18 protein-coding genes and 1 pseudogene are annotated in these 24,741 nt (G+C 70.3%); 14 read left to right on the forward strand and 5 right to left on the reverse strand.

Annotation, left to right across the window (positions count from 1 at the left end):
• Position 1: 1 nt before the first annotated feature.
• Together GXN78_RS27905 and GXN78_RS27910 are read right to left on the reverse strand one after the other, a co-directional pair.
• Entirely contained in the window at positions 2 to 886 is an 885-nt protein-coding gene (locus GXN78_RS27905; RefSeq protein WP_106554634.1) for an alpha/beta fold hydrolase, read from the reverse strand.
• A gap of 33 nt (positions 887 to 919) precedes the next feature.
• Entirely contained in the window at positions 920 to 1,768 is an 849-nt protein-coding gene (locus GXN78_RS27910; RefSeq protein ID WP_106554633.1) for a class III extradiol ring-cleavage dioxygenase, read from the reverse strand.
• 91 nt (positions 1,769 to 1,859) lie between these two features.
• Here GXN78_RS27910 and GXN78_RS27915 point away from each other — a divergent pair, with 91 nt between their 5' ends.
• The 7 genes from GXN78_RS27915 to GXN78_RS27945 all read left to right on the forward strand — a co-directional run bounded on the left by GXN78_RS27915 (position 1,860) and on the right by GXN78_RS27945 (position 13,643).
• On the forward strand, positions 1,860 to 2,780 hold the full coding sequence (locus GXN78_RS27915) for a LysR family transcriptional regulator (RefSeq protein ID WP_164255810.1): 921 nt from the start codon (positions 1,860 to 1,862) through the stop codon (positions 2,778 to 2,780).
• Positions 2,781 to 2,922: 142 nt separating this feature from the next.
• The gene (locus tag GXN78_RS41490; protein WP_239142949.1) at positions 2,923 to 6,402 is read left to right on the forward strand and encodes a DUF2868 domain-containing protein; all 3,480 of its coding nucleotides are present in this window, start codon (positions 2,923 to 2,925) and stop codon (positions 6,400 to 6,402) included.
• Complete coding sequence (locus tag GXN78_RS27925) at positions 6,399 to 7,838, forward strand: GTPase/DUF3482 domain-containing protein (RefSeq protein WP_106554764.1); 1,440 nt, start codon at positions 6,399 to 6,401, stop codon at positions 7,836 to 7,838. The genes GXN78_RS41490 and GXN78_RS27925 overlap by 4 nt, the downstream gene beginning before the upstream one ends.
• A gap of 8 nt (positions 7,839 to 7,846) precedes the next feature.
• Positions 7,847 to 8,599 carry a glutamine amidotransferase gene (locus tag GXN78_RS27930; protein WP_106554763.1) on the forward strand — a complete coding sequence of 251 codons (753 nt, stop codon included), beginning with the start codon at positions 7,847 to 7,849 and terminating at the stop codon, positions 8,597 to 8,599.
• A gap of 89 nt (positions 8,600 to 8,688) precedes the next feature.
• Entirely contained in the window at positions 8,689 to 9,333 is a 645-nt protein-coding gene (locus GXN78_RS27935; RefSeq protein ID WP_106554631.1) for a CDP-alcohol phosphatidyltransferase family protein, read from the forward strand.
• A 37-nt stretch (positions 9,334 to 9,370) separates the two neighbouring features.
• Complete coding sequence (locus GXN78_RS27940; protein WP_106554630.1) at positions 9,371 to 10,927, forward strand: phospholipase D family protein; 1,557 nt, start codon at positions 9,371 to 9,373, stop codon at positions 10,925 to 10,927.
• 52 nt (positions 10,928 to 10,979) lie between these two features.
• Positions 10,980 to 13,643 carry a LuxR C-terminal-related transcriptional regulator gene (locus GXN78_RS27945; protein ID WP_106554629.1) on the forward strand — a complete coding sequence of 888 codons (2,664 nt, stop codon included), beginning with the start codon at positions 10,980 to 10,982 and terminating at the stop codon, positions 13,641 to 13,643.
• 8 nt (positions 13,644 to 13,651) lie between these two features.
• Here GXN78_RS27945 and GXN78_RS27950 read toward each other — a convergent pair whose 3' ends face one another.
• Positions 13,652 to 14,899, reverse strand: coding sequence for a tripartite tricarboxylate transporter substrate-binding protein (locus GXN78_RS27950; protein WP_106554628.1), 1,248 nt, complete (start codon positions 14,897 to 14,899; stop codon positions 13,652 to 13,654).
• Between the two features lie 109 nt (positions 14,900 to 15,008).
• Between GXN78_RS27950 and GXN78_RS27955 the strand changes: the two genes are divergently transcribed.
• Genes GXN78_RS27955 through GXN78_RS27975 form a run of 5 tightly spaced genes read left to right on the forward strand, consistent with a single transcriptional unit; the run spans position 15,009 to position 20,090 of the window.
• Positions 15,009 to 17,387: a penicillin acylase family protein gene (locus GXN78_RS27955; protein ID WP_106554627.1), complete on the forward strand. Its 2,379-nt coding sequence runs from the start codon at positions 15,009 to 15,011 to the stop codon at positions 17,385 to 17,387.
• A gap of 8 nt (positions 17,388 to 17,395) precedes the next feature.
• Positions 17,396 to 18,010 carry a histidine phosphatase family protein gene (locus GXN78_RS27960; protein ID WP_239142950.1) on the forward strand — a complete coding sequence of 205 codons (615 nt, stop codon included), beginning with the start codon at positions 17,396 to 17,398 and terminating at the stop codon, positions 18,008 to 18,010.
• 41 nt (positions 18,011 to 18,051) lie between these two features.
• Positions 18,052 to 19,023, forward strand: a complete 972-nt coding sequence (locus GXN78_RS27965) for a DnaJ C-terminal domain-containing protein (protein ID WP_106554625.1) — start codon at positions 18,052 to 18,054, stop codon at positions 19,021 to 19,023.
• A 4-nt stretch (positions 19,024 to 19,027) separates the two neighbouring features.
• Positions 19,028 to 19,351, forward strand: coding sequence for a chaperone modulator CbpM (locus GXN78_RS27970; RefSeq protein WP_106554624.1), 324 nt, complete (start codon positions 19,028 to 19,030; stop codon positions 19,349 to 19,351).
• A gap of 1 nt (position 19,352) precedes the next feature.
• Positions 19,353 to 20,090, forward strand: a complete 738-nt coding sequence (locus GXN78_RS27975; RefSeq protein WP_106554623.1) for a hypothetical protein — start codon at positions 19,353 to 19,355, stop codon at positions 20,088 to 20,090.
• A gap of 2 nt (positions 20,091 to 20,092) precedes the next feature.
• On the opposite strand, the pseudogene GXN78_RS27980 reads toward GXN78_RS27975, so the two are convergent.
• Positions 20,093 to 21,820, reverse strand: a pseudogene (locus GXN78_RS27980) (dipeptidase).
• 131 nt (positions 21,821 to 21,951) lie between these two features.
• Positions 21,952 to 22,599, reverse strand: a complete 648-nt coding sequence (locus GXN78_RS27985) for a TetR/AcrR family transcriptional regulator (RefSeq protein WP_106554622.1) — start codon at positions 22,597 to 22,599, stop codon at positions 21,952 to 21,954.
• Between the two features lie 185 nt (positions 22,600 to 22,784).
• Here GXN78_RS27985 and GXN78_RS27990 point away from each other — a divergent pair, with 185 nt between their 5' ends.
• Together GXN78_RS27990 and GXN78_RS27995 are read left to right on the forward strand one after the other, a co-directional pair.
• The gene (locus GXN78_RS27990; RefSeq protein WP_106554621.1) at positions 22,785 to 23,588 is read left to right on the forward strand and encodes a glucose 1-dehydrogenase; all 804 of its coding nucleotides are present in this window, start codon (positions 22,785 to 22,787) and stop codon (positions 23,586 to 23,588) included.
• Between the two features lie 22 nt (positions 23,589 to 23,610).
• Entirely contained in the window at positions 23,611 to 24,738 is a 1,128-nt protein-coding gene (locus GXN78_RS27995; RefSeq protein ID WP_106554620.1) for a DUF5938 domain-containing protein, read from the forward strand.
• Positions 24,739 to 24,741 lie beyond the last annotated feature (3 nt).

Below are 24,741 nucleotides of genomic sequence, written 5' to 3' on the forward strand. Positions count from 1 at the left end.
CTCAGGACGCGAAGAAGCGCGCGAGCCGCGCGTTCACCGCGTCCGCGCGCTCGTACTGCACCCAGTGGCCGGCACCGTCGATCACGACGCCCTCGCGTCGCGCATGGCCCGCCGCCAGCTGCGCTACCAGCGGGTGCGCGTCGGCCGTCACATCGTGCTCGCCCCACAGCAGCAAGGTCGGTCCGCCAAAAGCGTCGAGCGCCGGCTGCAGCCCGCCGGCCATCGAGACGTCCTTGCTGCGGAAGCGCGTGCCGTGGCAGGAGGCATCGTGGATGGCGAAGGCCAGTGCGTCGATCGCGGCCGGGTCGTGCAGCATCAGCGCGCCCAGGTTGTGCAACAGCGCGGCGCGCTCCTCGTTGCGGTCCTTGGCGGCGCGCCAGTTGATCATTTCCGCCGTCATGCGCCGCACCGTGCCGTGCCCGCCGCTGCCCATCAGGGCCAGGCGCCGGATACCGCCACGCCGCAGTGCGAATTTCGCGGCCACCAGGCCGCCGAAGGAAAAGCCGCCGAGATCGATCTCGGTCTGCGCACCGACCAGGCTGTCGAGCGTGGCGACCAGTGCATCGAGCGATGGGTCCAGCGCGGTCTGGCCGCCCGAGGGCGGGGGAGGCGTGTCGGACTCGTTGAAGCCCGGCATGTCGGGCAGCCACAGCGTGTGCGCGGCCGAGAGCGCCTCGATGTTGCGCAGCCAGTGCATCCAGCTGCCATGGCCGCCGTGCAGCAGCACCACGGGCGGCTGCGTGTTGTCGCTGCCGAAGCGGCGCCAACGCACGCGCCGGCCGGCGTGGAGGGCATCGTGGGAGGTGGAGAGCGCGGCAATGCGCGCGATCTGGCGATGCGCGGCGGCATCGGCCTCGGGGTCAGGATGGGAAAGTAGATCGCTCACCCGCCCATTTTGCAGCGGCCGTGCAGACCCCGCTCAGGCCGCTTCACCCGCCGCTTCACCCGCCGCGGCGCCGAAGCGGTAGCTGGACACCACGAGCCCGCCCATGAAGGCCTCCTCGTGGTAGATGCGCATGCCCGCATCCTCCCCGGCCGCGCCGGCGGCGACCATCAGCGGAATCAGGTGCTCCTCGCGCGGATGCGCGATGCGCGCCGCGGGCGCCTGCGACCAGTCCAGCAGGCGCTCGATGCGCTGCGCCGGCGCCGCATTCACGGTCTGCGCCAGCCAGTCGTCGAAGGCCTTCGACGGCTCGTGCGCCTGCGGGCCGAAGTTGCGCAGGTTGTGGTAGCTCAGGCCGCTGCCGACGATCAGCACGTTCTCGTCGCGCAGCGGCGCCAGCGCGCGGCCCAGCGCCACGTGCTCGGCCGGATCGAGCCCGCGCCGCAGCGACAGCTGCACCACCGGCACCTCGGCCTTCGGGTACATCGCGGCCATCGGCGAGAACATGCCGTGGTCGAAGCCACGCTCGGCATCGAAGGCCGCGGGCAGGCCCGCCGCCTCGACGAGGCCCTGCACGCGGCGCGCCAGCGCGGGCGAGCCGGGGGCGTCGTAGTGCACTTGGTAGGTGTGCTCGGGGAAGCCGCCGTAGTCGTAGATCATCGGCGGCTTGGGGTTGCCCATCACGGTGAAGGCCGGGGCCTCCCAGTGGGCCGAGACCATCAGGATGGCGTCGGGCGTGCGGCCGATCTGGCGCGGCATGTCGGCCAGCGCGGCTTCGAGCTGCGCGTAGGCATCGCCCATCTCCTTCTTCATCCACGGCCAGGGGCCGCCGCCGTGAGAGATGAAATAGGTCGGAAGGGTGTCGCGGGTCGTGCTCATGGTCATGGAATGCTCCTTGGCTGCCAGTCTAGGGATTTCCCGTGGGGAAATCGACAGGCTAGGATGCATCGAATCCTTTCTTCCCAGGAAATCGAACATGGACCGACTGACCAGCCTGCGCGTCTTCCGCGAGGTCGTTGAGGCGGGCAGCTTCGCCGCCGCCGCGGCCCGCCTGGAGATCTCGGCGCCGATGGCGAGCAAGCATGTGGCGCAGCTCGAGCAATCGCTGGGCGCGCGGCTGCTGCACCGCTCGAGCCGGCACCTGAGCCTGACCGAGGCCGGCCGCGCCTGGTACGAGCAGAGCGGGCGCGCGCTCGACCTGCTCGACGCGGCCGAGGCCACGATCAGCCGCCGCAACGAGGCGCCGCGCGGCCAGCTCAAGGTCAGCGCGCCCGTGTGGTGCGCCACGCCGCGCATCGCGCGGGTGCTGGCCGACTACCGCGAGCGCTTTCCGGAGGTGCTGATCGACATGCACCTGGAGAACCGCAAGGTCGACCTCGCGGCGGACGGTTACGACCTCGCGCTGCGCGCCACGCAGGAACCCTCGCCGGCCCTGATCGCGCGGCCGCTCACCCGCCTGCAGTTCCCCCTGGTGGCCGCGCCGGACTATCTTGCACGCGCCGGCCGGCCTGCGACGCCGGCCGAGCTGGCGAAGCTGCATGCCATCGTGCCCAGCTACGTGAACATCGAGGGGCTCACGCTCAAGGGGCCGGGTGGGCGGCAGGCGCCGCTGCGGCTGCAGCCGGTGATGAAGTCCGACGACACCACGCTCACGCTGCATGCGGTCCGGGTGGGCATGGGAATGGCCTTTCTACCCGAGTGGCTGGTGGACGAGGACCTGGGCGCGGGGCGGCTGGTGCGGTTGGTGCCGGAGTACACGGCGCCACCGGTGACGCTGTTTGTGGTTTATATGAGCCGGCAGTACATGGCGCCGAAGATGCGCAGCTTCATCGATTTCCTGGGGAGAGGTTGGCGAATCCCTTGCAAGGCGCATAAACATAGGCACCCGCTACAGTGACGCCTCACCGGAGACCGCCTCCCTTGTTCACCTACTTCGAAAAACTACTCCACCCTACCCCACCACCGAACCCGCCCTCCCGCGCGGCTTCTTTGCCTTTCTCTGGGCCTGCACCGAAGGCCTGCGCGGGAAGATCCTCGCGATGGCGCTGCTCACGGCCGCCATGTCGGCCTTCGAGGCGCTGCTGTTCGCGATGCTGGGGCGCATCGTCGACTGGCTCGGCGGCCAGGCGCCGGCGCGGCTGTGGGAAGAGCGCGGCGGCACGCTGATGTGGCTGGGCATCGCGCTGGCTGTCAGCATCGCCGTGGTGGCGCTGCAGACCATCGTCAAGCACCAGACGCTGGCAGTGAACCTGCCCATGCGCCTGCGCTGGAACTTCCACCGCCTGATGCTGGGCCAGAGCATGGCCTTCTACCAGGACGAGTTCGCCGGCCGCATCACCGCCAAGGTCATGCAGACCGCGCTGGCCGTGCGCGAAACCCTCTTCGTGCTGGCCGACGTGCTGGTGGCCATGACGGTCTACGTCGCCACCATGATCATCCTGGCGGCCGTGCTCGACCGCCAGCTGATGCTGCCCTTCGCGATCTGGCTCGCGCTCTATATCGCCGCGCTGTGCTTCTTCGTCCCGCGGCTGGGCAAGATCGGCAAGGCGCAGGCCGATGCGCGCGCCATGATGACCGGCCGCATCACCGACGCCTACACCAACATCGCCACCGTCAAGCTGTTCTCGCATGCGCACCGCGAGGCCGGCTTCGCGCGCGCGGCGATGCAGGACTTCATGCTCACCGGCTACGGCCAGATGCGGCTGGTGAGCGCGTTCGAGATCACCAACCACACGCTCAGCATGGGCCTCACGGCCGGCATGGCGGGCATGGGCCTGTGGCTGTGGTCGCAGGGCGCAGTGGGCGTCGGCGCGGTGGCGGCGGCGACCGCGATGGCGCTGCGGCTGCAGGGCATGTCGCACTGGATCATGTGGGAGATGACCAGCCTGTTCGAGAACATCGGCACCGTGCAGGACGGCATGAAGACGCTGTCGCACCAGCGCACCGTGCTCGACGCGCCCGATGCCGCCACGCTCGCCGTGCCGCGCGGCGAGGTGCGCTTCGAGCACGCGAGCTTCCGCTACGGCCTGGACCCGGCCGAAGGCGGCCGCCGCGTCATCGACGAGCTCACGCTCACGGTCGCGCCCGGCGAGAAGATCGGCCTGGTCGGCCGTTCGGGCGCCGGCAAGTCCACGCTGGTGAACCTGCTGCTGCGCTTCCACGACCTGGAGAGCGGCCGCATCCTGATCGACGGCCAGGACATCGCGCATGTCACGCAGGACTCGCTGCGCGCCCACATCGGCATGGTGACGCAGGACACCTCGCTGCTGCACCGCTCGGTGGCGGACAACATCGCCTACGGCCGGCCCGAGGCGAGCGCGGCGGCGATCCGCGCGGCGGCCGAGCGCGCCGAGGCGCACGACTTCATCGAATCGCTGGGCGACCCGAACGGCCGCCGCGGCTACGAGGCGCACGTGGGCGAGCGCGGCGTCAAGCTCTCGGGCGGCCAGCGGCAGCGCATCGCCATCGCGCGCGTGATGCTGAAAGACGCGCCGATCCTGCTGCTCGACGAGGCCACCAGCGCGCTCGACTCCGAGGTCGAGGCCGCCATCCAGGCCAGCCTGTACCGGCTGATGGAAGGCAAGACCGTGATCGCGATCGCGCACCGGCTCTCCACCATCGCGGCCATGGACCGGCTCATCGTGCTCGACCAGGGCCGCGTGGTCGAACAGGGCGACCACCAGACGCTGCTGGCCCGCGGCGGCCTCTATGCGCGGCTGTGGGCGCACCAGAGCGGCGGCTTCCTGGGCGAGGACGACGGGGATGGCGACGGGGATGGCGACGGGGATGGCGACGGGGATGGCGACGGGGATGGCGACGGGGATGGCGACGACGTGGGACCCGGAATCCTGGCGAGTCCTACAGTGCGCGACGCCGGGCGACTACAGCCCGCCAGCCCGTTGCTGGCACTCTGGAGCGGTCTTCAACGCAAGAGGAGCCTGCGCCGTGAATTCCATCATCTACATCGTCGGTCTGGTCGTGGTCGTCGTGGCCGTCCTGTCTTTCTTCGGGCTGCGCTGACACCACCAGCGCCGCATGTTCCTGCCCACGCGGGCAGGGATCTCGGGGCCGATCGTGGCCCCGTTTTTCATGGGGCCCCCCCGGGCATAATTCCGCGCTCTTCTCGAAGGAAGCCGTTGAATCCCGGAGCGCTCCCCTTTTCTTTTCAGGATGCGGCGATCGCCGAGGCCGTGCAACAGGTCGAAGAGGCCGGCCCGCTCGACGATGCGCAAGCGATGGGCGAGGCAATGGCGCTCTACGCCGACGGCGGCGGACGGATCGTCGAGCGCGCCCGCCTGCTCGGGCAGCGCATCGGCCTGCAGGATGAGCTGGCACGCGCCCGCACCTGGGCCCCTTGGGTCCTGCTGGCCCTGGTGGCCCTGATCGTGCTCGGCAGCCTCACGCTCGCCGGCAGCGTGGTCGGCGGCAGCGAGCGCAGCATCAACGTGGTGGTCGCGCTGGCCAGCCTGCTGGGCCTGCATCTGTTGACGCTGCTGCTGTGGCTCCTCGGGCTGCTGCTGCCGCTGGGCTCCCTCAACCTCTCCCTCGGCTGGCTCTGGCTCGCGCTCACGGCACGCGCCGCCGGCGGGCGCCGGGGCCAGGCGCCGCTGCTGCTGCGGGCGGCCACGCGGCTGCTGGTCCGCGCGCGGCTCGCGCCCTGGGCGCTGGGCTTCGTGAGCCATGTGATCTGGTCGCTGTCCTTCACGGTCGTGCTGGCGGTGCTGCTCTTCTCGCTGGCCTTTCGCAGCTACACGCTGAGCTGGGAAACGACCATCCTCGACCCGGACTTCTTCGTGCAGGCCGTCCAGTGGCTGGGGCATGCACCGGCGTGGTTGGGCTTCCCCGTGCCGGATGCGCAGACGGTGTTGTCGCCCCGGGCCGCCGCGGCCGGCCAGCGCGACTGGGCGCTGTGGCTCACGGGCTGCATCCTGGTCTACGGCCTGCTGCCGCGCCTCGTCCTCGCACTGCTGTGCGCAGGGGTCTGGCGCGCGCGGCGCCGGGCGCTGCAGCCCGACCTGTCGCAGCCCTACCACCGCCGGCTGCTGGCGCGCTTCGACGCGCTGGCGCCGCGGCAGATCGTCGATGCCGATCCCGGCAGCGCGCGGCACGGCGCGCTGCCGGGCCTGGCCGCAGACCAGACCCGCGACACGCTGATGGCGATCGGCTTCGAGCTGCCCGAGGAGCTGCCCTGGCCGCCCGCCGCGCTCGATGCCGCGGGCGCGCAGGCGCTGCGCATCGACGGCAGCGCCGGCGCCCGGCGCGAGGCGCTGGACCTGCTGGCGCGCCTGCGGCCGCGGCGCGTGCTGGTCGGCTGCAACGCCGCCGCCAGCCCCGACCGCGGCACCGAGCGCTTCCTGCGCGAAGTGGCCGCGCTCAGCAGCGAATGCCGCCTGTGGCTGCAGGGCAGCGGCGCCACGCCGGAGGCGCGCAACCGCTGGCATGCCTGGCTGGCCGATGCCGGTCTCGAGCGCATCGAGGCCAGCGACGAACCCCGGGGCGCGCTGCGCGGATGGGCATGAGCTTTCCTGAACCCATCCGCATCGCCGTCGTCGGCCACACCAACGCCGGCAAGACCTCGCTGCTGCGCACGCTGACCCGCCGCGTCAACTTCGGCGAGGTGTCGCACCAGCCCGGCACCACGCGCCACGTCGAGGCCATCGAGCTGCAGGTGGACGGCCGCGCCGCCGTGCGCTTTCTGGACACGCCGGGCCTGGAAGATGCCGTCGCGCTGCGCGAGCACATCGACGTCCTCGACGAACGCGGCGATCTCACCCCGCCCGAGCGCATCCGCCGCTTCCTCGCCGGGCCCGAGGCGCATGGCGTGTTCGAGCAGGAGGCCAAGGTGCTGCGCGCCCTGCTGGAGGTCGATGCCGCCTTCCTGGTGATCGATGCGCGCGAGCCGGTGCTGCCCAAGTTCCGCGCCGAGATCGAGCTGCTCGGCGCCTGCGCCCGGCCGCTGCTGCCGGTGCTGAACTTCCTGCGCGAGGCCGGCAGCCGCGAGGCCGCGTGGAAAGAGCTGCTCTCGGCCTACGGGCTGCACGTGGTCGTGCGCTTCGACGCGGCCGCGCCCTTCGTCGGCGCCGAGCGCGAGCTCTATCGCGACCTCGCGACCCTGCTGCGCGAGCGCCGCGCGCAGCTCGACCGGATCGCCGCCTTCCTCGACGAGGAATTCGCCCGGCGCCGCGAGGCGGCCGGCGAGCGCATCGCCGAGCTGCTGGTCGATGCCGCGGCGATGCGGCGCACAGCCTCGGCCGTCGAGTTCGAGATCGAGAGCAGCCGCGAGCGCCTGGTCGCGGCCCTGCAGAAGGCCGTGTTCGACAAGGCGCAGCGCTGCGCCTCCGACCTGCTGGCCCTCTACGGCTTTCGCGAGAACGATGCCGACGAGGCCCCACTGCCGCTGATCGAAGGCCGCTGGACCATGGACTTCTTCCACCCCGAGGCGCTGAAGGACGCCGGCATCCTCCTCGGCAAGGGCGTGGCGGTGGGCGCCGCCGTCGGCGTGGTGGCCGACCTGGCGCTCGCCGGCCTGTCGCTGGGGGCCGGCGCGGCCCTGGGCGGCGCCATCGGCGGCGCGCTCTCGCAGGGCTTCGGCCCGCTGGGCCGCAAGCTCGCCAACAAGCTGCGCGACGTGCACGAGCTCACCGTGGAAGACCGCGTGCTGGTCGTGCTCGCTGCCTGGCAGCTGAAGCTGCTGCGCGCGCTCGAGCAGCGCGGCCATGCGGCCGTCGATCGCATTGCCGCCCACACGCCGGCGGACGCACCGCCGGCCCCCCTGGAAGCCGCCCGGCGCCCGCTCGCCGAGCTGGTGCGCGCCGCCCAGCCCGCGCGCAGCCATCCGGACTGGGACAGCGAGGCGCGCCTGCGCTGGCGCGAGGCGCCGCAGCGGCGCGACGTGGTGCTGCGGGTGGCGCGGCAGGTGCCAGTGGCCATTCAGGCCTTCGAGCGTGCGGCATGATCGGGCGCATGGAAGACTCCTCTCCCCGACCGCTGGCGATCATCAAGGCCGGCGATACCTTCGGTCCGCTGCGCGAGCAGCGCGGCGATTTCGAGCACTGGGTGCTGGCCGGCCTGGGCCCGATCGGCCTGCCTGTGGTCGTGCTCGATCCGCGCCGCGGCGACACCCTGCCCCCGCCGGCGCAGATCTCGGGCGCCGTCGTGACCGGCTCGCACGAAATGGTGTCGCACCGCGAGCCCTGGAGCGAGGCCACCGGCGCCTGGCTGGCGCAACTGGTCGCGCACGGCACGCCGTTCCTGGGCATCTGCTTCGGTCACCAGTTGCTCGCGCATGCGCTGGGCGGCGAGGCCGGCAACCATCCCGGCGGCCCCGAGATCGGCACCGTGCCGATCGAGCTGACGCCCGAGGCCGCCGACGACGCGCTGCTGCGTGAGATGCCCGTGCACTTCGACGTCCAGGTGGTGCATTGGCAGAGCGCCTTGCGGCTGCCCCCGGGCGCCGTGCGCCTGGCGGGCAATGCCTTCGAGCCGCATCAGGCCTTCCGCGTCGGGCCGCGTGCCTGGGGCCTGCAGTTCCATCCCGAGTTCGATGCCGAGGTGATGCGCGGCTACGTCGACCACCTGGCCGGGGAACTGCGCGCGCTCGGCACCGACCCGGACGTACTGCGCGGTCGCGTGGCCGGCACCGAGACCGCGACCGGCCTGCTGCGGCGCTTCGCCTGCATCGCCGAGGCGCACGAAACCGCAGCGGCGCCGGCCTGAACCCCCACGCCGGCATCGACCGGCGACTACACGCGGCCCGCGGCAGTTGCGCTAAGGTGCGTCGCATCCCGTCCCACTGAAGAACAGCCATGTCCACCCCTACCCCGGTCGCGGCGCGGCCCCGCAAGCATTTCTCGATGATCCGCGGCTTCCACCTGGCCGACGTCTTCACGCTCGGCAATGCGGCCTGCGGCGTCGGCGTCGTCTTCCTCGCGATGGCCTACATCGGGAGCCAGCAGCTCGCGCATTTCATGTGGGCGGCGGCGCTGGCGCCCGCCGCCTTCGTCTTCGACGTCTTCGACGGCCGCATCGCGCGCTGGCGGCAGACGCAGTCGGCCCTCGGGCGCGAGCTCGACTCGCTGGCCGACGTGATCTCCTTCGGCGTCGCGCCCGCTGCCCTCGGCTTCGCGGGCGGGCTGGACGGCGGCTGGGACTGCCTGATCCTCACCTACTTCGTCTGCTGCGGCGTGAGCCGGCTCGCGCGCTACAACGTTACGGCCGAGGCGCTCTCGGAAGGCGGTGCCAAGGTCAAGTACTTCGAGGGCACGCCGATCCCGACCAGCGTGGTGCTGGTCGGCGTGCTGGCCTGGGCGGCATGGCAGGGCCGCATCGGCGATGCGGTCTGGGGCGGCGCGTGGATGCTCGGGCCCTGGACGCTGCATCCGCTGACGCTGCTGTTCGCGCTCTCGGGCACGCTGATGATCAGCAAGACGCTGCGCATTCCGAAGCTGTAGGCGCCTTCTCGCCCCGCATGCCGGTTACGCTCCCGGCATGCGATCCCTGCGCGCCTTCCTTGCACTTTCGCTGGCCCTCCTCCTCGCGGCCTGCGCGTCGCTGCCGGCGACGGTCCAGCGCCCGCCCTCGTCCGCCTTCACCAGCACCGACGACACCTTCCTCGGCCAGGCCCTGGCACCCGAGCTCGCCGCACATCCGGGGCTCACCGGCATCCTGCCGCTGATCGACGCGCGCGAGGCCTTCGCGGCGCGGATGACGCTCGCGCAGGCCGCCGAGCGCAGCCTGGATCTGCAGTACTACATCTGGCGCGGCGACACCACGGGGCAGCTCCTGTTCGAGGCCGCCTGGGCGGCGGCCGAGCGCGGCGTGCGCGTGCGCCTGCTGCTCGACGACAACAACACCAGCGGACTGGACGACACCCTGGCCGCGCTCGATGCGCATCCGAAGCTCGAGGTCCGGCTCTTCAATCCCTTCGCCAACCGCGGCCTCCGGGCCGGCGACTTCGCGCTCGACTTCTCGCGCGTCAACCGGCGCATGCACAACAAGTCCTTCACGGCGGACAACCAGGCCGCCATCGTCGGGGGGCGCAACGTGGGCGACGAATACTACGGCGCCGACCAGCTCCTCGGCTTCCAGGACCTCGATGTCGTCACGGTCGGGCCGGTGGTGCGCGAGGTCTCGCGCCAGTTCGACCTGTACTGGAACAGCGAGGCCGCCTACCCCGCCGCTGCCCTGCTCGGCCAGCCGCCGCCCGACGCGGCTGCGCGGCTGCTCGCGCAATGGGCCGGCCTGCGCCAGCAGCCGCAGACGCAGCACTATCTGGAGGCCGTGCGCCAGACGCCGCTGATGCGCGAGGTGGCCGCGCGCCGCCTGCCCTTCGAGTGGGCCGATGCCCGCGTGGTGAGCGACCTGCCGTCGAAGGTGCAGGCGTCCGACGGGCGCGAGCAGCAGCAGCTCATGTTCCCCTTGCTCAGGGAATCGATGGGCGAACCCCGGCGCGAGCTGGACCTGGTGTCGCCCTACTTCGTGCCCGGCGCGGAGGGCGCGCAGGAACTCGCCGCGCTGGCCCGGCGCGGCGTGGTGGTGCGCGTGCTGACCAATTCGCTGGCAGCGACGGACGTTGCCGCGGTGCATGCCGGCTACGCCCGCTACCGCAAGGAGCTGCTGGCCGGCGGGGTCGTCCTCTACGAGCTCAAGCCAGGCGCCGCGACGCCGCCGCGGCCGGAGGAGGAAAGGCGCCGCAACCCCGGCGGCAGCTCGGCCGCGAGCCTGCATGCCAAGACCTTCGCGGTGGACCGCAGCCGCGTCTTCGTCGGCTCGCTCAACCTCGATCCGCGCTCGGTGCACCTCAACACCGAGATGGGCGTGGTAATCGACAGTCCCACGCTCGCACGGCGCCTGGGGGTGCAGATCGACCAGGTGGTACCGACGCTGGCCTACGAGGTGCGCCTGCCCGGCCCGAGCGGCGGGCTGGAATGGATCGACCGCGGCCCCGAGGGCGAGACACGCTACCGCAGCGAGCCCGACACCAGCGGCCTGCGGCGGCTGTGGGTCGACTTCCTGTCGCTGCTGCCGATCGAGTGGCTGCTGTAGCCGGGCGCCGTCATGCGAACGATGGTTTGCAAAGCTATAGTCCGCATTCCCTATGCAGTCCGTCAGTCTTGCCCGAGCCAAGATCCAAACACCCCGCTTCCGCAGTGGACTGATCGAACGCAGCAAGCTCGAACAACAGCTCGCCGATGCCCTGGCGAGCCGGCGCCTGGTGCTTCTGGTGGCGCCGGCGGGCTACGGCAAGACGGCTGCGCTGTCGCGCCAGTTGCAACGGCTTCCTCCAGGTTGCGCCGTCGCTTGGGTCACTGCCGACGAGGAAGACGATCTCCAGCGTCTCCTTTCCCACCTGATCGAGGCGCTCGAACCCCTTGACCCCCCATGGCGCCTGGCCCCTGAGGCCCTGCTCGAGCTGGTGGCCCAGGGCCGGCTGCGCGAGACGGCGTCTGCCTTGGTCAACGCGCTCGAAGCCACGGACACATCAGGCGGCGTGATCGTGCTGGACGACCTGCATGCCGTGGCGGACGCCCGCGCCTTCGAATTCCTGGGCCATGTGCTCGACGGCTTGCCGCAGAACTGGACGCTCGTGATCGCCTCGCGCGTGGAGCCACCGCTCGCACTGGGGCGCTGGCGCGCGCGGCGCGAAGTGGCCGAGTTCGACGAGACCACCCTGGGCTTTTCCAGGAAGGAAGTACAGGACCTGTGGCGCCACGCCACCGGGCGGGACGACCCCGAGCAGGCCGAGCGCCTGCTCGACCGGACCCAGGGCTGGGCTGCCGGGCTCTGCTTGAGTCTCGAAGCATCGGAACGATCGGCAGCGACGGCGCCCAAGGGCGTCTGGCACAACCGTCGCCATCTGTTCGATTACCTGGCAAGCGAAGTCCTTGAGCATCTTCCCGGCGAACTGCAGGAATTTCTTCTGCGCTGCTCCGTGCTCTCCGAACTCACGGTGCGGCGCTGCGAGCAGGTCAGCGGCAATCCGCGCGCGCCCCAATTGCTGGAGGACATCGAACGGCGGCGGCTGTTCGTCTCCGTGCTCGAGGACAGCGAGGCGCTGACGCTGCGCCTGCACAACCTCTTTCGCGACTTCCTGGAGGAGCGCCTGCGCAGGTTTCATCCAGAGGAAGTGCCGGTGCTGATGCGCCGTGCCGCCGAGGGCGAGCCAGACCCCGTTCGCCGCACGCTCATCTACTTGCGTGCCGGCGCCTGGGACGAGGCGCAGCGCGGCCTGGCCGATGCGGCGCCGGACATGCTGGCCAGGGACAACGGCGTGCAGGTGATTCGCATCGTCGAGCAGTTCCCGGCCGACATCCAGGCCCAGTCGCCTTCGCTGGCCTATGTCCGGGGCCTGTGCGCCTGGCCGCACTACCAGTACCGTGCGGTACGGTCGGCCATGGAGCACGCCGCGGCCGGCTTCGACGCGCTGGGGCGGCACGACGACGCGCAGCGCGCACGGGCAATGCTGGCGCTGGCCATGTTCTTCTGCGGCCAGATGGAAGAGGCCCGGCGCCTGAGCCGGGCGGTTCGCGCACAGCCCATGGACCTCGAAGCCGAGACCCTCAGCGAAACGCTCGATTTCTGGTACGAGGCCAACCACGGGCCGGCGGATGGACCCGGCAAACACCTGGCCAGGATGGTCGACGTGCTGACGCGGCGAAACAGCGCCGAGCTGTGGTTTCGCTGCGTGCCGCTGGTCAACATGCTCATCAGCCGCCCCGGCGTGAGCGTGCAGATTCAGCGCCTGCTCCTCAGCGTCAGGGCCGTCACTGGCGACGAACACTGGTCGTTGCAGGCCAACGCGAACCTGATGGAAGCGTGGCTGCTCATCTCGCAGGGCAAGCTCGCCGAGCTGGAGGCCGCGTTCCAGAGAATCGAGGAAGATTCCAATTGGCTGGGCCAGCCCACAGGCTTGCGTATCCGGCTTGCAACGCTGAAGGTCATGCACCAGGTGATCTCCGACGACAAGGAGGCCGTGAGAGCGACGCGCGACGCCATCGCCGCGCACGCGGCACTGCTGGACCATTCCAGCGACCTGCCCCGGGCCATGCTGAGCATGGTCGTGCGGGCTTCTGCCGGCATCGGGGACTGGGCGGCCGTGCGCATTCACCTGCCGGCTCACATCAAGACGGACCGCGAGGCCCCGAACACGGAGATGCTCCTGCACGCCTACCAGGCACAGCTGGCATTGCACGAGGGCCGCGTCGGCGAGGCCTTGACGGCGCTTCGCGCGCTGGTGGCGAGATCCGCCATGCTGGACACCATCAGCCTCGACGCCACAGTCCGGACACAACTGGCGCTCGCCGAACTCGCCGATGGTTCGCCTGCCGCGGCCTGGCAAGCGCTGGAGCCGCTGGTCCAGCGCATATCGGCCACCGGCGCTGTCGGGGAGGTCCTGTTCATGGGGGTGCAGGTCTTGACCAACCTCTGGCAGGCGCCGTGGGGCGATGCCATGCCGAGGGAAGGACTGGCCGCGTTGCGGCAGTGGGTCGATACTGCACGGCGAAACAAGGCCGGCTCGCACGACCGGCCGCTTGCCTCGGCAGGCGACGATGCAGGCCTCAGTGCCCGGGAACTGGAAGTCCTCGCGTTGCTGGCCGACAGCCACAGCAACAAGCTGATCGCACGCGCGTTGGACCTCAGCCCGCACACCGTCAAGCGCCATGTCGCGCGCATTCTCGATCGGCTCGACCTGTCTTCGCGCATGCAGGCTGCCGATTGGTACCGTGAACGCTTCGGCAGCCCCATGCGCGTCGGCACCTGACGGGCGAGCTAATCCACGTTCGCACCCGAAGCCTTCACCACCTTCGCCCACCTGGCGTGTTCGCTCTCAATCAGCTCGGCGAACTGGGCTGGCGTGTTCCCGCTCGGGATCGCGCCCTGGGCTAGCAACCTCTCCTTGATGACCGCAGTGCCCAATGCCTTGGCGACCTCTTGCTGGACGCGATTCAAGATCTCCGGCGGCGTGCCGGCGGGCGCCAGCAGGCCGGACCATGCGCGCGCTTCGTAGCCCTTAAGTGCAGGGCCGCCGACCTCCTCGACCGTGGGCACGTCGGGCAGGGCCGGCGAGCGCTGCGAGCTGGTCACGGCCAGGGCCTTGAGCTTGCCGGCCTTGATCTGCTGCATCGAGGAAGGCAGGTTGTCGAACATCACATCGGCGTTGCCCCCCACCAGGTCCTTGCCGGCCAGGATCTTCTGCAGCGCGGCCGACAGCGTCGCGACGATCGGCTTGGGCGTGGTTGCAGGCGCCAGCACGCCGGTGAAGGTCTCGGCCGTGAAGTCGAAGCCTGCCTCCTTCAGGGTCGGCACCTCGGGCAGCTGCGGCTGCCGCTTGGCGAAGCTGACAGCCAGCGCGCGCGTGCGATCCTGATGGATGAAGGGCAGCGCCACCGAGAGCTGGTCGAAGTTGAAGTTCACCTGCCCGCCCAGCAGGTCGGCGGTCGCCGGCGCGTTGCCCTTGTAGTGCAAGGTAGTCCACTTCGCGCCGCTGAGCTGCTGCAGGTATTCGCTCGCCAGGTGGTTGCTGCTGCCGGCGCCTGGCGATGCCATGGTGAGGCTGTTGCCCGCGATCTTTCCTGCGGTCAGCAGCTCGCCAACGGTCTTGTAGGGCGTCGCGGGATGCACCTGCAACACCAGCGGCGTGAACGAGACCGAGCTGACCGGCGCGAAGTCCTTCTTCCAGTCGTAGGCGCTGCGCGTGAAGATCAGCGGCGAGAACAGGATGGGCCCGTTGGCGCCAAAGAAGAAGGTGTAGCCGTCGGGCTGGGCCTTGGCCACGAACTCGCCCGCGATAATTCCGCCGGCGCCGGGCCGGTTGTCGACGATGAAGGGTTGCTTGAATACGGCCTGCAACTGCTCGCTGACGGCGCGCGCTGCGCCGTCGACGTTGCCGCCGGGCGGGTAGGGCAGCACCAGGCGCACGGGCTTGTCGGGCCACGTCTGCCCTCCCTGGGAAAGAGCCGGCGGCGCAACAGCCAGGCCGGCCAGCAGCACGAGCCCGATCGCAAAGTCTCTTTTCATGGTCAGTCTCCTGAAGGCCTCGGCTCGGACAATGCACACAGCAAGATCAAAGCAGAGAATCGCGCAAATACAGAGGTCCCCGAATACGAAAAGGCCGAAAGCATTAAGCATGAATCCCTTCCGCCTCGCACCCCACGCCATCGCCCTCGCCCTCGCAACCCTGCTCGCTGCCTGCACGACAGCACCCGAGCCCGGCTCGCGCAGCGTCACCATCGAGCGCACCACTTACGGCATCGCCCACATCACCGCCGCGGACTACGAAGGCATCGCCTACGGCGTGGCCTACGCGTACGCGCAGGACAACATCTGCCAGAGCGCCGAGCACCTGCTGACCGTGCGCGGCGAGCGCTCCCTGTTCCTCGGCCCACAGGCCATGGGCGATCTGGGACTGGCCCGGCTGCCGAACGCGCAGATCGATCTTTTCGTGCGCGCCCAGATGGACGATGCCGCGCTGGCGCGTGCAGCCGCCGCGACCAGCGAGGAGGTCAGGGCCTCGCTGCGCGGCTACATCGCCGGCTACAACCGCTACCTGCAGGACACCGGCCCGGCCGGCCTGCCCGAGGCTTGCCGCAACAAGCCCTGGGTGCGGCCGATGACGCCGGCCGATGCAGCCCGCGGCACCGAGCTCTCGATGATCCAGGGCGGCTTCGGCGCGCTCGCCGGCGCGGTGCTCGCCACGGTGCCTCCTGCCCCTGGCACGCGAACCGGCGAGGCGCCGGTGCCGCTGGAACAGGCCGTGGCCGAAATCGCGCGCCACAGCCCCACCGCCAACCCCGAAGGCGGCGAGCTCGGCTCCAACGGCTGGGCCTTCGGCCGCAACGCGACGCCCGACGGCCGCGGCCTGGTGCTGGGCAATCCGCATTTCCCGTGGACCGGCACCAACCGCTTCTGGGAGATGCACCTCACCATCCCCGGCAAGCTCGACGTGATGGGCGTCACCATCGGCCCGGGCTCCTTCGTCGTGATCGGCTTCAACAAGGACGTGGCCTGGACGCACACGGTCTCCACCGGCAAGCGCTTCACGCTGTACGAGCTCAAGCTCGACCCGGCCGACCCGACGGTCTACCTCGTCGATGGCCAGCGCCGCAAGATGACGGCGAAGACGGTGGTCCTGCCCGCGATGGACGGGGCCGCGCCGGTGCAGAAGACCTTCTACGGCACCGAGTGGGGCCCGGTCGTCGGGCTGCCGCGCGCCGGGCTCGGCTGGACCGCCACCACTGCCTATGCCGTGCGCGACGCCAACACGCAGAACACGCGCTCGGCCCAGAGCTGGATGCAGATGGCCGTGGCGCGCAACGTCGGCGAGCTGCGCGCCGCGATGGGCAACCAGGGCATCCCGTGGGTCAACACCATCGCGGCCGACCGCGAAGGCAACGCCCTCTATGCCGACCTTTCGGTGGTGCCCGATGTCTCGGCCGAGATGCTGAAGTCCTGTGCGCCCTCCCCCCGCGCCGCCGCGCTGCTCGACGCCGCCGGCCTGGCGGTGCTCGACGGCTCGCGCTCGGCCTGCGCCTGGACCCGGGACGCGGCCGCCGCCATGCCCGGCGTGACGCCGCCACAGCGCATGCCCGTGCTCGTGACGCCGGACTGGGTGCAGAACAGCAACGACAGCTTCTGGCTCGCCAACCCGCGCATCGCGCCGCCCGCCGGCATCTCGCCGCTGGTCGGCTTCGTCGGCACGCCGCAGCGGCTGCGCACGCGCAGCGGCATCCAGGAAATCGAGGCGCGGCTGGCCGGCACCGACGGCCTGCCGGGCAACCGGATGGGCGCGGCCGAGCTTCGCAGCGTGATCTTCCGCGACCGCAACCAGGCCGGCATGCTGGTGATGGACGACCTGGCGGCCGCCTGCAGCGCCAACGCCACCGCGCTCACGTCCGACCAGGCGCTGGGCTGCCGCGTGCTCGCCGCCTGGGACCGCACCAGCAACAGCGCCTCGAAGGGCGCGCCGCTGTTCCGGGAGTTCTGGCGCAAGGCGAGGAACGTGCCCAAGGTCTGGCGCGTTCCCTTCGACCCGGCCCGACCGGTCGCCACGCCGGCCGGCCTGGACATGGCCACGCCGGCAACGCGCGACGCGGTCTTCAAGGCGCTGGGCGAGGCGGTCGGCATCGTGCGCACCGCGGGCTTCGCGGCCGACGTGCCGCTCGGCGAGGTCCAGGCCCGCTTGGTGCGGGGGCAGAAGATCGCGATCCACGGCGGCGACGAGTTCGAGGGCGTGCTCAACAAGGTGGAGAGCCAGGGCCAGTCGCTGATCGATCCGAAGGGCTACAACATCAACTTCGGCAGCAGCTACATGCAGGTGGTGGGTTTCGACGAGCGCGGGCCGGTCGCGCAAGCCATCCTGACCTACGGCCAGAGCACCGATCCGGCCTCGCCCTACGCCTACGACCAGCTGCCGCTGTTCGCCGCCAAGCAGTGGCATCCCCTGCCCTTCCACCGCGCCGACATCGAGGCCCAGCGGGCCGGCGCTCCCCTTCGACTCGTCTACTGAGGATGCGCATGCAAGACGGCCTTGCCCGACTGATCGACCTGGCCACGGCCCCGCCCCTGGCGCCGGCCTGCGACCACTTCTACTTTCTGCGCCACGGCCAGACCGCGGGCAATGCGCAGCGCATCTTCCAGGCGGTCGACGCGCCGCTGAGCGAACTCGGCCTGGCGCAGGCGGCGCGGGCCGCCGAGCGGCTGGCGGGCGAGCCGATCCGCAGCGTGGTCTGCAGCGACGCCCGGCGCGCCTTCGACACGGCCCATGCGGTCGCCGCCGGCCTGGGCATGGCGCCTTTGCATTTCGAGGGCCTGCGCGAGCGCAACTTCGGCGCGCTGATCGGCACCTCTTCCGCCGAGCTGGACTGGGCCTGCGAGCCCGAGGGCGGCGAAACCCTGCCCCAGTTCGTCGCGCGCAAGCGAGCCGCGCTGGAGGCGGCGCTGGCCCACCCGGCGCCGGTGCTGATCGTGGCGCACGGCGGCTCGCTCTTCGTGCTGGCGGCGGCGCTGGGCGTGCCGCTGGACCTCGGCGTGCTCGGCAACGCCCAGCCCTTGCGCTTCGAGCGAAGCGGTCCTACATGGGCGGTGAAGCCGCTCCTGCACCATTCGGGGGGTGGAGCGGCCGTGGCCTGAAGCCTGCCCTGGGCGGCTCCACGAAGCCACCCCTCACGAACATGGACTTCAAGGACTACTACCAGGCACTCGGCGTCGAGCGCAACGCGTCGGACGAGGACATCCGCAAGTCCTACCGCAAGCTGGCGCGCAAGTACCACCCGGACGTCAGCAAGGAGCCTGACGCCGACCAGCGCATGCGCGAGATCAACGAGGCCAACGACGTGCTGCGCGACAAGGAAAAGCGCACCGCGTACGACGCGCTGGCCGACCAGGTCGCGCAGGGCCGCTACGCGGGCGCGGGCACCGGCGAGGGCTTCCAGCCGCCGCCGGGCTGGGACGAGGGCTTCGAATTCCACCGCCGGCCGGGCCAAGGGCCGGCGGACCATGCCGAGTTCAGCGAGTTCTTCTCCTCGCTCTTCGGAGCCGCCGAGCGCCGCAACGCCGAGCGCCGCCAGTACCGCGCGCGCGGCGAGGACCATCACGCCGCCATCGAGATCGCGCTGGAAGACGCTCTGAAGGGCGCCGAGCGCGAGATCACCCTGCGCTCGCAGGAGCTCGACGACCAGGGCCGGCCCCAGTGGAAGACCCGCACGCTCAGCGTGAAGATCCCGCCCGGCGTGCATCCGGGCCAGTACATCCGCCTCGCGGGCCAGGGCATGCCGGGCCATGGCGGCGAGCCGGCGGGCGACCTGTACCTCGAGGTGCGCATCGCGCCGCACAAGCTCTATCGCGTCGAGGGCCGCGACCTCTACATGACGCTGCCGGTCACGCCGACCGAAGCGGCGCTGGGCGCACAGGTGAAGGTGCCCACGCCCGGCGGCGGCGTGGTCGAGGTGACGGTGCCGCGCGGCGCGCGCAACGGCCTCAAGCTGCGGCTCAAGGAGCGCGGCCTTCCGGGCCAGGCGCCGGGCCACCTCTACCTGCTGCTGGAAATCGCGCTGCCGCCGGCCGATACCGACGCCGCGCGCAAGGCCTACGAGCAGCTGGCGCAGGCCGCCCCTTACGATCCGCGCCACCATCTGGGAGTGTGACGACATGGCCAATCCCTCCTTCGACACCACCACGCTGGGCGCCGCTCATCCGCTGCGCGCCGGGGAGCTCGCGCATGCCTGCGGCGCCGAAATCGACTGGGTCGTGCAGCTGGTCGAAGTCGGCATCGTCGAGGTGCGCAGCCCGGCCGAGCGGCCGGACGACTGGTGCTTCCACAGCGCCGACCTGCAGTGCGCGCTCGATGCCCGCCGGCTCGAACGCGACTTCGGCGTCGGGCTCGACGCGGCGGCGCTGATCCTCGACCTCGAGCACGAAGTGCGGCGGCTCAAGGCCCTGCTGACTGCGCGGGGGCTGGCCCGGGAGATCTGACATGCATGTGGTCTGCGACCAGTGCGGGACGGAGAACCGCGAGAGCGCGAAGTTCTGCAAGGGCTGCGCGGCCAAGCTGCCCGCGTTTACGGCCACCGGCCCGTCCGCGCTCCAGAGCATGAAGGCGCTGAAGACGCCGCCGCATGCGCCGCCGCCGCCAGATGCGCCGATACCCGGCATGCTGCCGATCGAAACGCGCGCCTTCTGGATTCGCTTCGCGCTGCTGTCATTGCTGATCACCACCGCCTTCGTCAGCTGGTATGCCTATGTGACGCGCAAGGTGCCGCCGAATCCGGCTCCCGGCCCGCCTGCCGTCGTCGCTGCCGCATTGCCGCCGCCGGCACGAGTGGGTGCAGCTACGCCGCCCCTGGCACCCCTGGACTACGAGAGGCTCCCGCCTGCCGACCCCGTGCGCCCCGCGGAGGCGCTGGACCCGACCGAAAGCTTCGTCGTCCCCGGTCCGGCGCAGCAGCGCGAGCTGGTGCAGGTGGTACCGCCGCCGCGCCGCGACAATGACGCGCAGGCGGTGCGGACGGAAGAGTCGCGCAAGATCGTCGCGCGCCCGAACGCGAACGACCCGCGCCCCGGCTGCGCGCACCTCAACTTCATCGCGGCGGCGCGATGCGAGGCGGCGCAATGCGCCAAGGCGCAGTACGCCCGGCACCCGCACTGCAGCGCGGTGCGCGAGCAGACGCGGCGCGACGTGGCGCGGCGCAATCCGCTGCAGCTCGGCTACTAGGCTTACTGCATCGACTTCAGATTGCCGACGCGCACCAGCATCTCGGTGAACATCTGCATGTCGGCATCCAGATCGGCGACCTCCTTGAACTCCTTGGCGTTGTGCGCGGTGTACTTCTTGCCGGGCATGGCCGGGCCGAAGTTGATGGCGTTGGGCATGAGCTTGGCGGTGGTGCTGCCGGCGGTGGGCACGGGCTTGGCTTCCAGGCCGGTGGTGTCGCCGAAGATGTTGAGCAGCGTGGAGAGTCACGCCCCCTTGGGGTCGCGCGCCATCCAGTCGCCCTGCTGGTAGTCGACTTCGACCTTGGCCTGCTTCGCGGCCGCCCAGGCGTCGACCTTCTCGCCGATGGCGCGGGTCAGCTGCTCGGGCGTGCGGCCGCGCGGCATGCGCACGTTGGCCGTGACTTCCAGCTTGCCGTCCTTCTCGCGGATCAGGTTGGGCGACATCGTGAGCGGCCCCATGAAGTCGTCCTTGTAGGCCACGCCCATCTTCTCGCCGAGGTAGTCGGTGCCGTAGAGCGTGACCAGATAGTCGATGGCCTTCGCATAGTGGTTGTCGGCCAGCGCCACGCCGGACTCGCGCAGGAACAGCGCCAGGCGCGGCAGCGGATTGACGCCCTCTTCCGGCCGCGAGCCATGGGCCGAGACGCCCGTGACCTTGATGTCCACGCTGTCGGCGCCCTTGGCGATGTCGATGCCGAACTTGCCGCCCTGGCCTTCGTATTTCTGGATGAAAGCGGCCTTAGCGGCTTCCAGCCGGTCCGCCGTCTGGGCCAGGTCGCCGCCCTTGAGCGTGGCGGTGGCGGTCTGCGGCACGGCATTGGCCGCGGCCGAACCCGCCATCGCGGTGATCGCCGTGCGCTGGCCGTCCGAGGCCTGCACCGGGAACAAGACCTTGAGCCCGCCCGAGCCCTTCTCGGCCACCACCGCGGGGTACTTGCTGTCGAGCACGATGTTGTACTCGGGTAGCGGGGTCTTTTCGCGGTAGTACTTCATCGCGTCGCCGCCGGTTTCCTCGGTGGTCTCGATCATCAGGCGGATGCTGCGGTCCAGCGGCAGGCCACTTTCCTTGACCGCCTTCATCGCGTAGAGCACGGCGGCGATGGAGCCCTTGTCGTCGATGGTCCCGCGGCCGTAGAGCTTGTCGTCCACACGCGTCATCTTGAACGGATCGAGGCGCGTGCCGTCGTCCAGCACCCACTCCTCCAGCACCGCGGGCACCACGTCGGCATGGGTGAGGATGCCGAATTCCTGGCTGCCGCGGCCCGGCAGCTTGACCTCGAAGATGCGGTTGTCGACGTTGCGGTACTGGAGGCCGAAGTCCTTCGCCATCTTCTCGACCAGCTGGCCGAATTCGATGATGGCCTTGTTCTCGTGCGGCGGCACCTTGTCCATGCGCACGGTGGGCATCGCCACCATGGACTCGATGCTCGCGATCACGGCCTTCTGGTTGTGAAGGCGGTTGTAGAGCCCGAGCAGGCGGGCGATGTTGGTGAGTTCATCGCCCTGGAGCGGCGCCTTCTTCTCGTAGGCCGCGACGGCGGGCTTGAGACGCGGATCGGCCTTGGCGGCCTGCGCGAGGAAGGCGCGGAAGCTGGGCGCCGGCCTGGCCTGCTGGGCCGCGGCGAGCCGGTCGAGCTCGGGCTTCTTGAGGGTTTCGGCCGAAGCCGGCAGGCCCAGTGCAAGGGCCAGGCCGAGCGAGAGGACGGACAGGGAAAGAGAAGACTTCATGGAGGGCTCCCGGTGGCGGGATCGATTCGCTGGAAAGGCGCCGAGTCTACGCAGACACGCGCACCAGCCGCGCCGCTTGCCCATGAAAAAGGCGGCCGTGATGAGCGGCCTGTTCCCGATCTTCCGAGTTGCTACTCGGCGTCCACGGCCACGCCGAACAGCGCGTCGATCGCGGTCCGCGCGTCCGCGCGCAGCGCCTCCACCGCCTCCTCGTCACCCGACAGGTGGCGCAGCAGATACTGCTGGAACAGCCCGTCGAACAAGGCATAGAGCACCGACGGCGCCAGCGCCAGCGGCGCTTCGGCCAGCTCCGAGAAGCGCTTCATGATCCGCAGGACCATGTTCTCGAGGCTCTTGTCGATGGCCGTGACATCGGCGCGGAAAGCCTCCTCGAACAGCGCCTGCGCGCGCAGGTCGTACCACAGACGATGCATGTGGGCCTCGTCGCGCAGGGTGTCGCCCAGGGCGCGCAGGAAGCCTTCCATCATCTCGTCGTAGCTCGCTGCATCGGCGGTGACACGGTCGTAGCGGGTGACGCAGCGCGCCTTGTACTGGCGCACGCTGCACACGATCAGGTCGACCTTGTCGCTGAAGTAGTAGTGCAGCACGCCATGCGAGAAGACCGAGTTCTGCGCGATCTCGCGCAGGCTGGTGCGCGCGTAACCCAAGGTCGCCAGGGTCTGCAACGCGGCCTCGCCGAGCTCTGCGCGGCGCTCGGCGAACTTGTCGACGCGTGCGCGCGGAACGCGATCCGTCTGCTTTTCCCGTTGTGAAGCCATGGCTGAAGATGGTTTGGGACAGTCGTCCAGATTCGAAAAAGGATAGCACGGTGTCCCTTCCGCAGGCTGACCGGCGGCGCCTCTTCTTCTAGGTTTTTGACAACTGCCAAGCTTTTTCTTGACACTCGTCAAGTCGATTCCTAGGATGAATCCGGGTCCCTCACGCAAACCAAAAGGAGACAAGGATGAAACAGTTCGACCTGCAGGGCCGCAAGGCCCTGGTGACGGGGGCTGCGCGCGGCATCGGTGCCGGCATCGCCCAGGCGCTGGCGGCGGCGGGCGCCGCGGTCATGGTCAGCGATGTCCTGGAGAAGGACGGACGCGACACCGCCCGCAAGCTCGCGGATTCGGGCGCCAGGGCCGGCTTCGTGCGGCTCGACGTGACCCAGGACGACGACTGGGCCTCGGCGGTCGCGAGCACGGTGGCCGAGCTCGGTGGCTTCGACATCCTGGTGAACAACGCCGGCATCGAGATCACCTCGCTGGTGGTCGACCAGGACGCTGGCGACCTGCGCCGCATGCTGGACGTGAACGTGGTGGGCACGCTGCTGGGACTCAAGCATGCATTCCGCGCCATGCGGCCCGGCGGCAGCGCCGGCGGCGGCGGCGCGGTGGTCAATATCTCCTCGGTGGCCGCAACCATCGCCTTCCCGGCCATCGCGGGCTACTCCGCCACCAAGTCGGCAGTGGACCGCCTGACCCGCGTCGGCGCCATGGAGTCCGGCAAGCTGGGCTACGGCGTGCGCGTGAACTGCATCTACCCCGGCCTGGTGCCCACCGACATGGGCATGAGGCTCGCCGGCGACGTGGTGGCAGCGGGCCTGTGGCCGAACGCCGAGGCCGCGATCGGCGACGTCATCGGCCGGACGCCGCTGGCGCGGCTCGGCGAGGTGGGCGACATGGCCGACGCCGTGCTCTTCCTCTGCTCCGACGCTGCGCGCTTCATCACGGGCGCGGGCCTGCCGGTCGACGGCGGCATGGGCATGTAACTCAACACACGAGGAGAAGGACATGAGCAGCAGCAACAAGAAGCCCGTGGTGGTCTACGGCGCCTCCGGCTACACCGGCCGCCTGGTGTGCGAGTACCTGCGCGAGCTGAACATCCCCTTCATCGCCGCCGGCCGCGATGCGGCGCGCGTGCAGGCGGTGATGGACAAGGTCCCCGGCATCGAGACCGCCGACTACCAGGTGGTGGGCGTGCCGCACAACGTGGATGCACTGACCGAGCTGTTCCAGGGCGCCCGCGCGGTCTGCAACATGGTCGGCCCCTTCATCAAGCATGGCCACGAGGTGGCCGAGGCCTGCCTCGCCACCGGCTGCCACTACATGGACACCACCGGCGAGCAGGACTGGGTGCTCGAGGCCCAGGCCCGCTGGGGCGCGAAGTTCGCGCAGAAGGGCCTTTTGCTCTCGCCCGGCATCGCGCAGATGTACACCACCGGCGAGATCGCAGCCAACCTCTGCCTGGAGACGCCAGGCGTGGACACGCTGGACATCCTGGTGCTGTGGAAGGGCTTCCCCACCTACGCCTCCACCCAGACCATCTTCACCATCCTGAAAGCCAAGTGGTACTACCTGGAGCAGAACAAGTACGTGGAGTGGGCGCCGGGCGCGAGCTTCGAGGTCAACGTGCCGGGGCAGCACGAGAGCGCGCTGGCCCTGCCCTGGGGCGGCACCAGCCATCCGGTGTGGTTCAAGGACGATCCGCGCGTGTCCAACGTCAAGGTCGCGGGAGGCGTGTTCTCGCGCGAGGTGATGAAGAGCGTGGTCGCCACCCAGCAGATGGTCGAGGAGAAGATCAAGCCCCTGCCGCTGGCGCAGCAGGAGGCGGCGCTGGCCGACATCGCCGCCTCGGTGCAGGCCAGCATGCCGCCGCGCGAGAACCCGCGGGTGAACATCTCGCTCGATTCGGTCTACGCCTCGGGGCCGCTGGCGCGCGTGCACTGCGTGATCCACGGCAACTGCAACTACAAGCAGACCGGCCTGCTGCAGGCCTGGGCGGCCGCTTCGCTGCTGCAGCAGCCGCCGCGGCGCGTGGGCTTCGCCTCCGCCTGCCAGGCCTTCGGGCACCGCGAGCTGCTGGGCGCGTTGCGCAGCTTCGGGCTGGCGATGGAGCCGGTGCTGACCGTGCACCGCTGACCG

Source organism: Variovorax sp. WS11, from assembly GCF_010499245.1.
Taxonomy (GTDB): Bacteria; Pseudomonadota; Gammaproteobacteria; order Burkholderiales; family Burkholderiaceae_C; genus Variovorax.

Excerpts from the sequence above, each read along its gene's own strand:
- GXN78_RS27955 (WP_106554627.1), top strand. The coding sequence starts at position 15,009 with ATGAATCCCTTCCGCCTCGCACCCCACGCCATCGCCCTCGCCCTCGCA.
- GXN78_RS27975 (WP_106554623.1), top strand. The coding sequence starts at position 19,353 with ATGCATGTGGTCTGCGACCAGTGCGGGACGGAGAACCGCGAGAGCGCG.
- GXN78_RS27970 (WP_106554624.1), top strand. The coding sequence starts at position 19,028 with ATGGCCAATCCCTCCTTCGACACCACCACGCTGGGCGCCGCTCATCCG.
- GXN78_RS27985 (WP_106554622.1), bottom strand. The coding sequence starts at position 22,599 with ATGGCTTCACAACGGGAAAAGCAGACGGATCGCGTTCCGCGCGCACGC.
- GXN78_RS27995 (WP_106554620.1), top strand. The coding sequence starts at position 23,611 with ATGAGCAGCAGCAACAAGAAGCCCGTGGTGGTCTACGGCGCCTCCGGC.
- GXN78_RS27950 (WP_106554628.1), bottom strand. The coding sequence starts at position 14,899 with ATGAAAAGAGACTTTGCGATCGGGCTCGTGCTGCTGGCCGGCCTGGCT.
- GXN78_RS27915 (WP_164255810.1), top strand. The coding sequence starts at position 1,860 with ATGGACCGACTGACCAGCCTGCGCGTCTTCCGCGAGGTCGTTGAGGCG.
- GXN78_RS27930 (WP_106554763.1), top strand. The coding sequence starts at position 7,847 with ATGGAAGACTCCTCTCCCCGACCGCTGGCGATCATCAAGGCCGGCGAT.
- GXN78_RS27990 (WP_106554621.1), top strand. The coding sequence starts at position 22,785 with ATGAAACAGTTCGACCTGCAGGGCCGCAAGGCCCTGGTGACGGGGGCT.
- GXN78_RS41490 (WP_239142949.1), top strand. The coding sequence starts at position 2,923 with ATGGCGCTGCTCACGGCCGCCATGTCGGCCTTCGAGGCGCTGCTGTTC.
- GXN78_RS27945 (WP_106554629.1), top strand. The coding sequence starts at position 10,980 with ATGCAGTCCGTCAGTCTTGCCCGAGCCAAGATCCAAACACCCCGCTTC.
- GXN78_RS27935 (WP_106554631.1), top strand. The coding sequence starts at position 8,689 with ATGTCCACCCCTACCCCGGTCGCGGCGCGGCCCCGCAAGCATTTCTCG.
- GXN78_RS27925 (WP_106554764.1), top strand. The coding sequence starts at position 6,399 with ATGAGCTTTCCTGAACCCATCCGCATCGCCGTCGTCGGCCACACCAAC.
- GXN78_RS27940 (WP_106554630.1), top strand. The coding sequence starts at position 9,371 with ATGCGATCCCTGCGCGCCTTCCTTGCACTTTCGCTGGCCCTCCTCCTC.
- GXN78_RS27960 (WP_239142950.1), top strand. The coding sequence starts at position 17,396 with ATGCAAGACGGCCTTGCCCGACTGATCGACCTGGCCACGGCCCCGCCC.
- GXN78_RS27965 (WP_106554625.1), top strand. The coding sequence starts at position 18,052 with ATGGACTTCAAGGACTACTACCAGGCACTCGGCGTCGAGCGCAACGCG.
- GXN78_RS27910 (WP_106554633.1), bottom strand. The coding sequence starts at position 1,768 with ATGACCATGAGCACGACCCGCGACACCCTTCCGACCTATTTCATCTCT.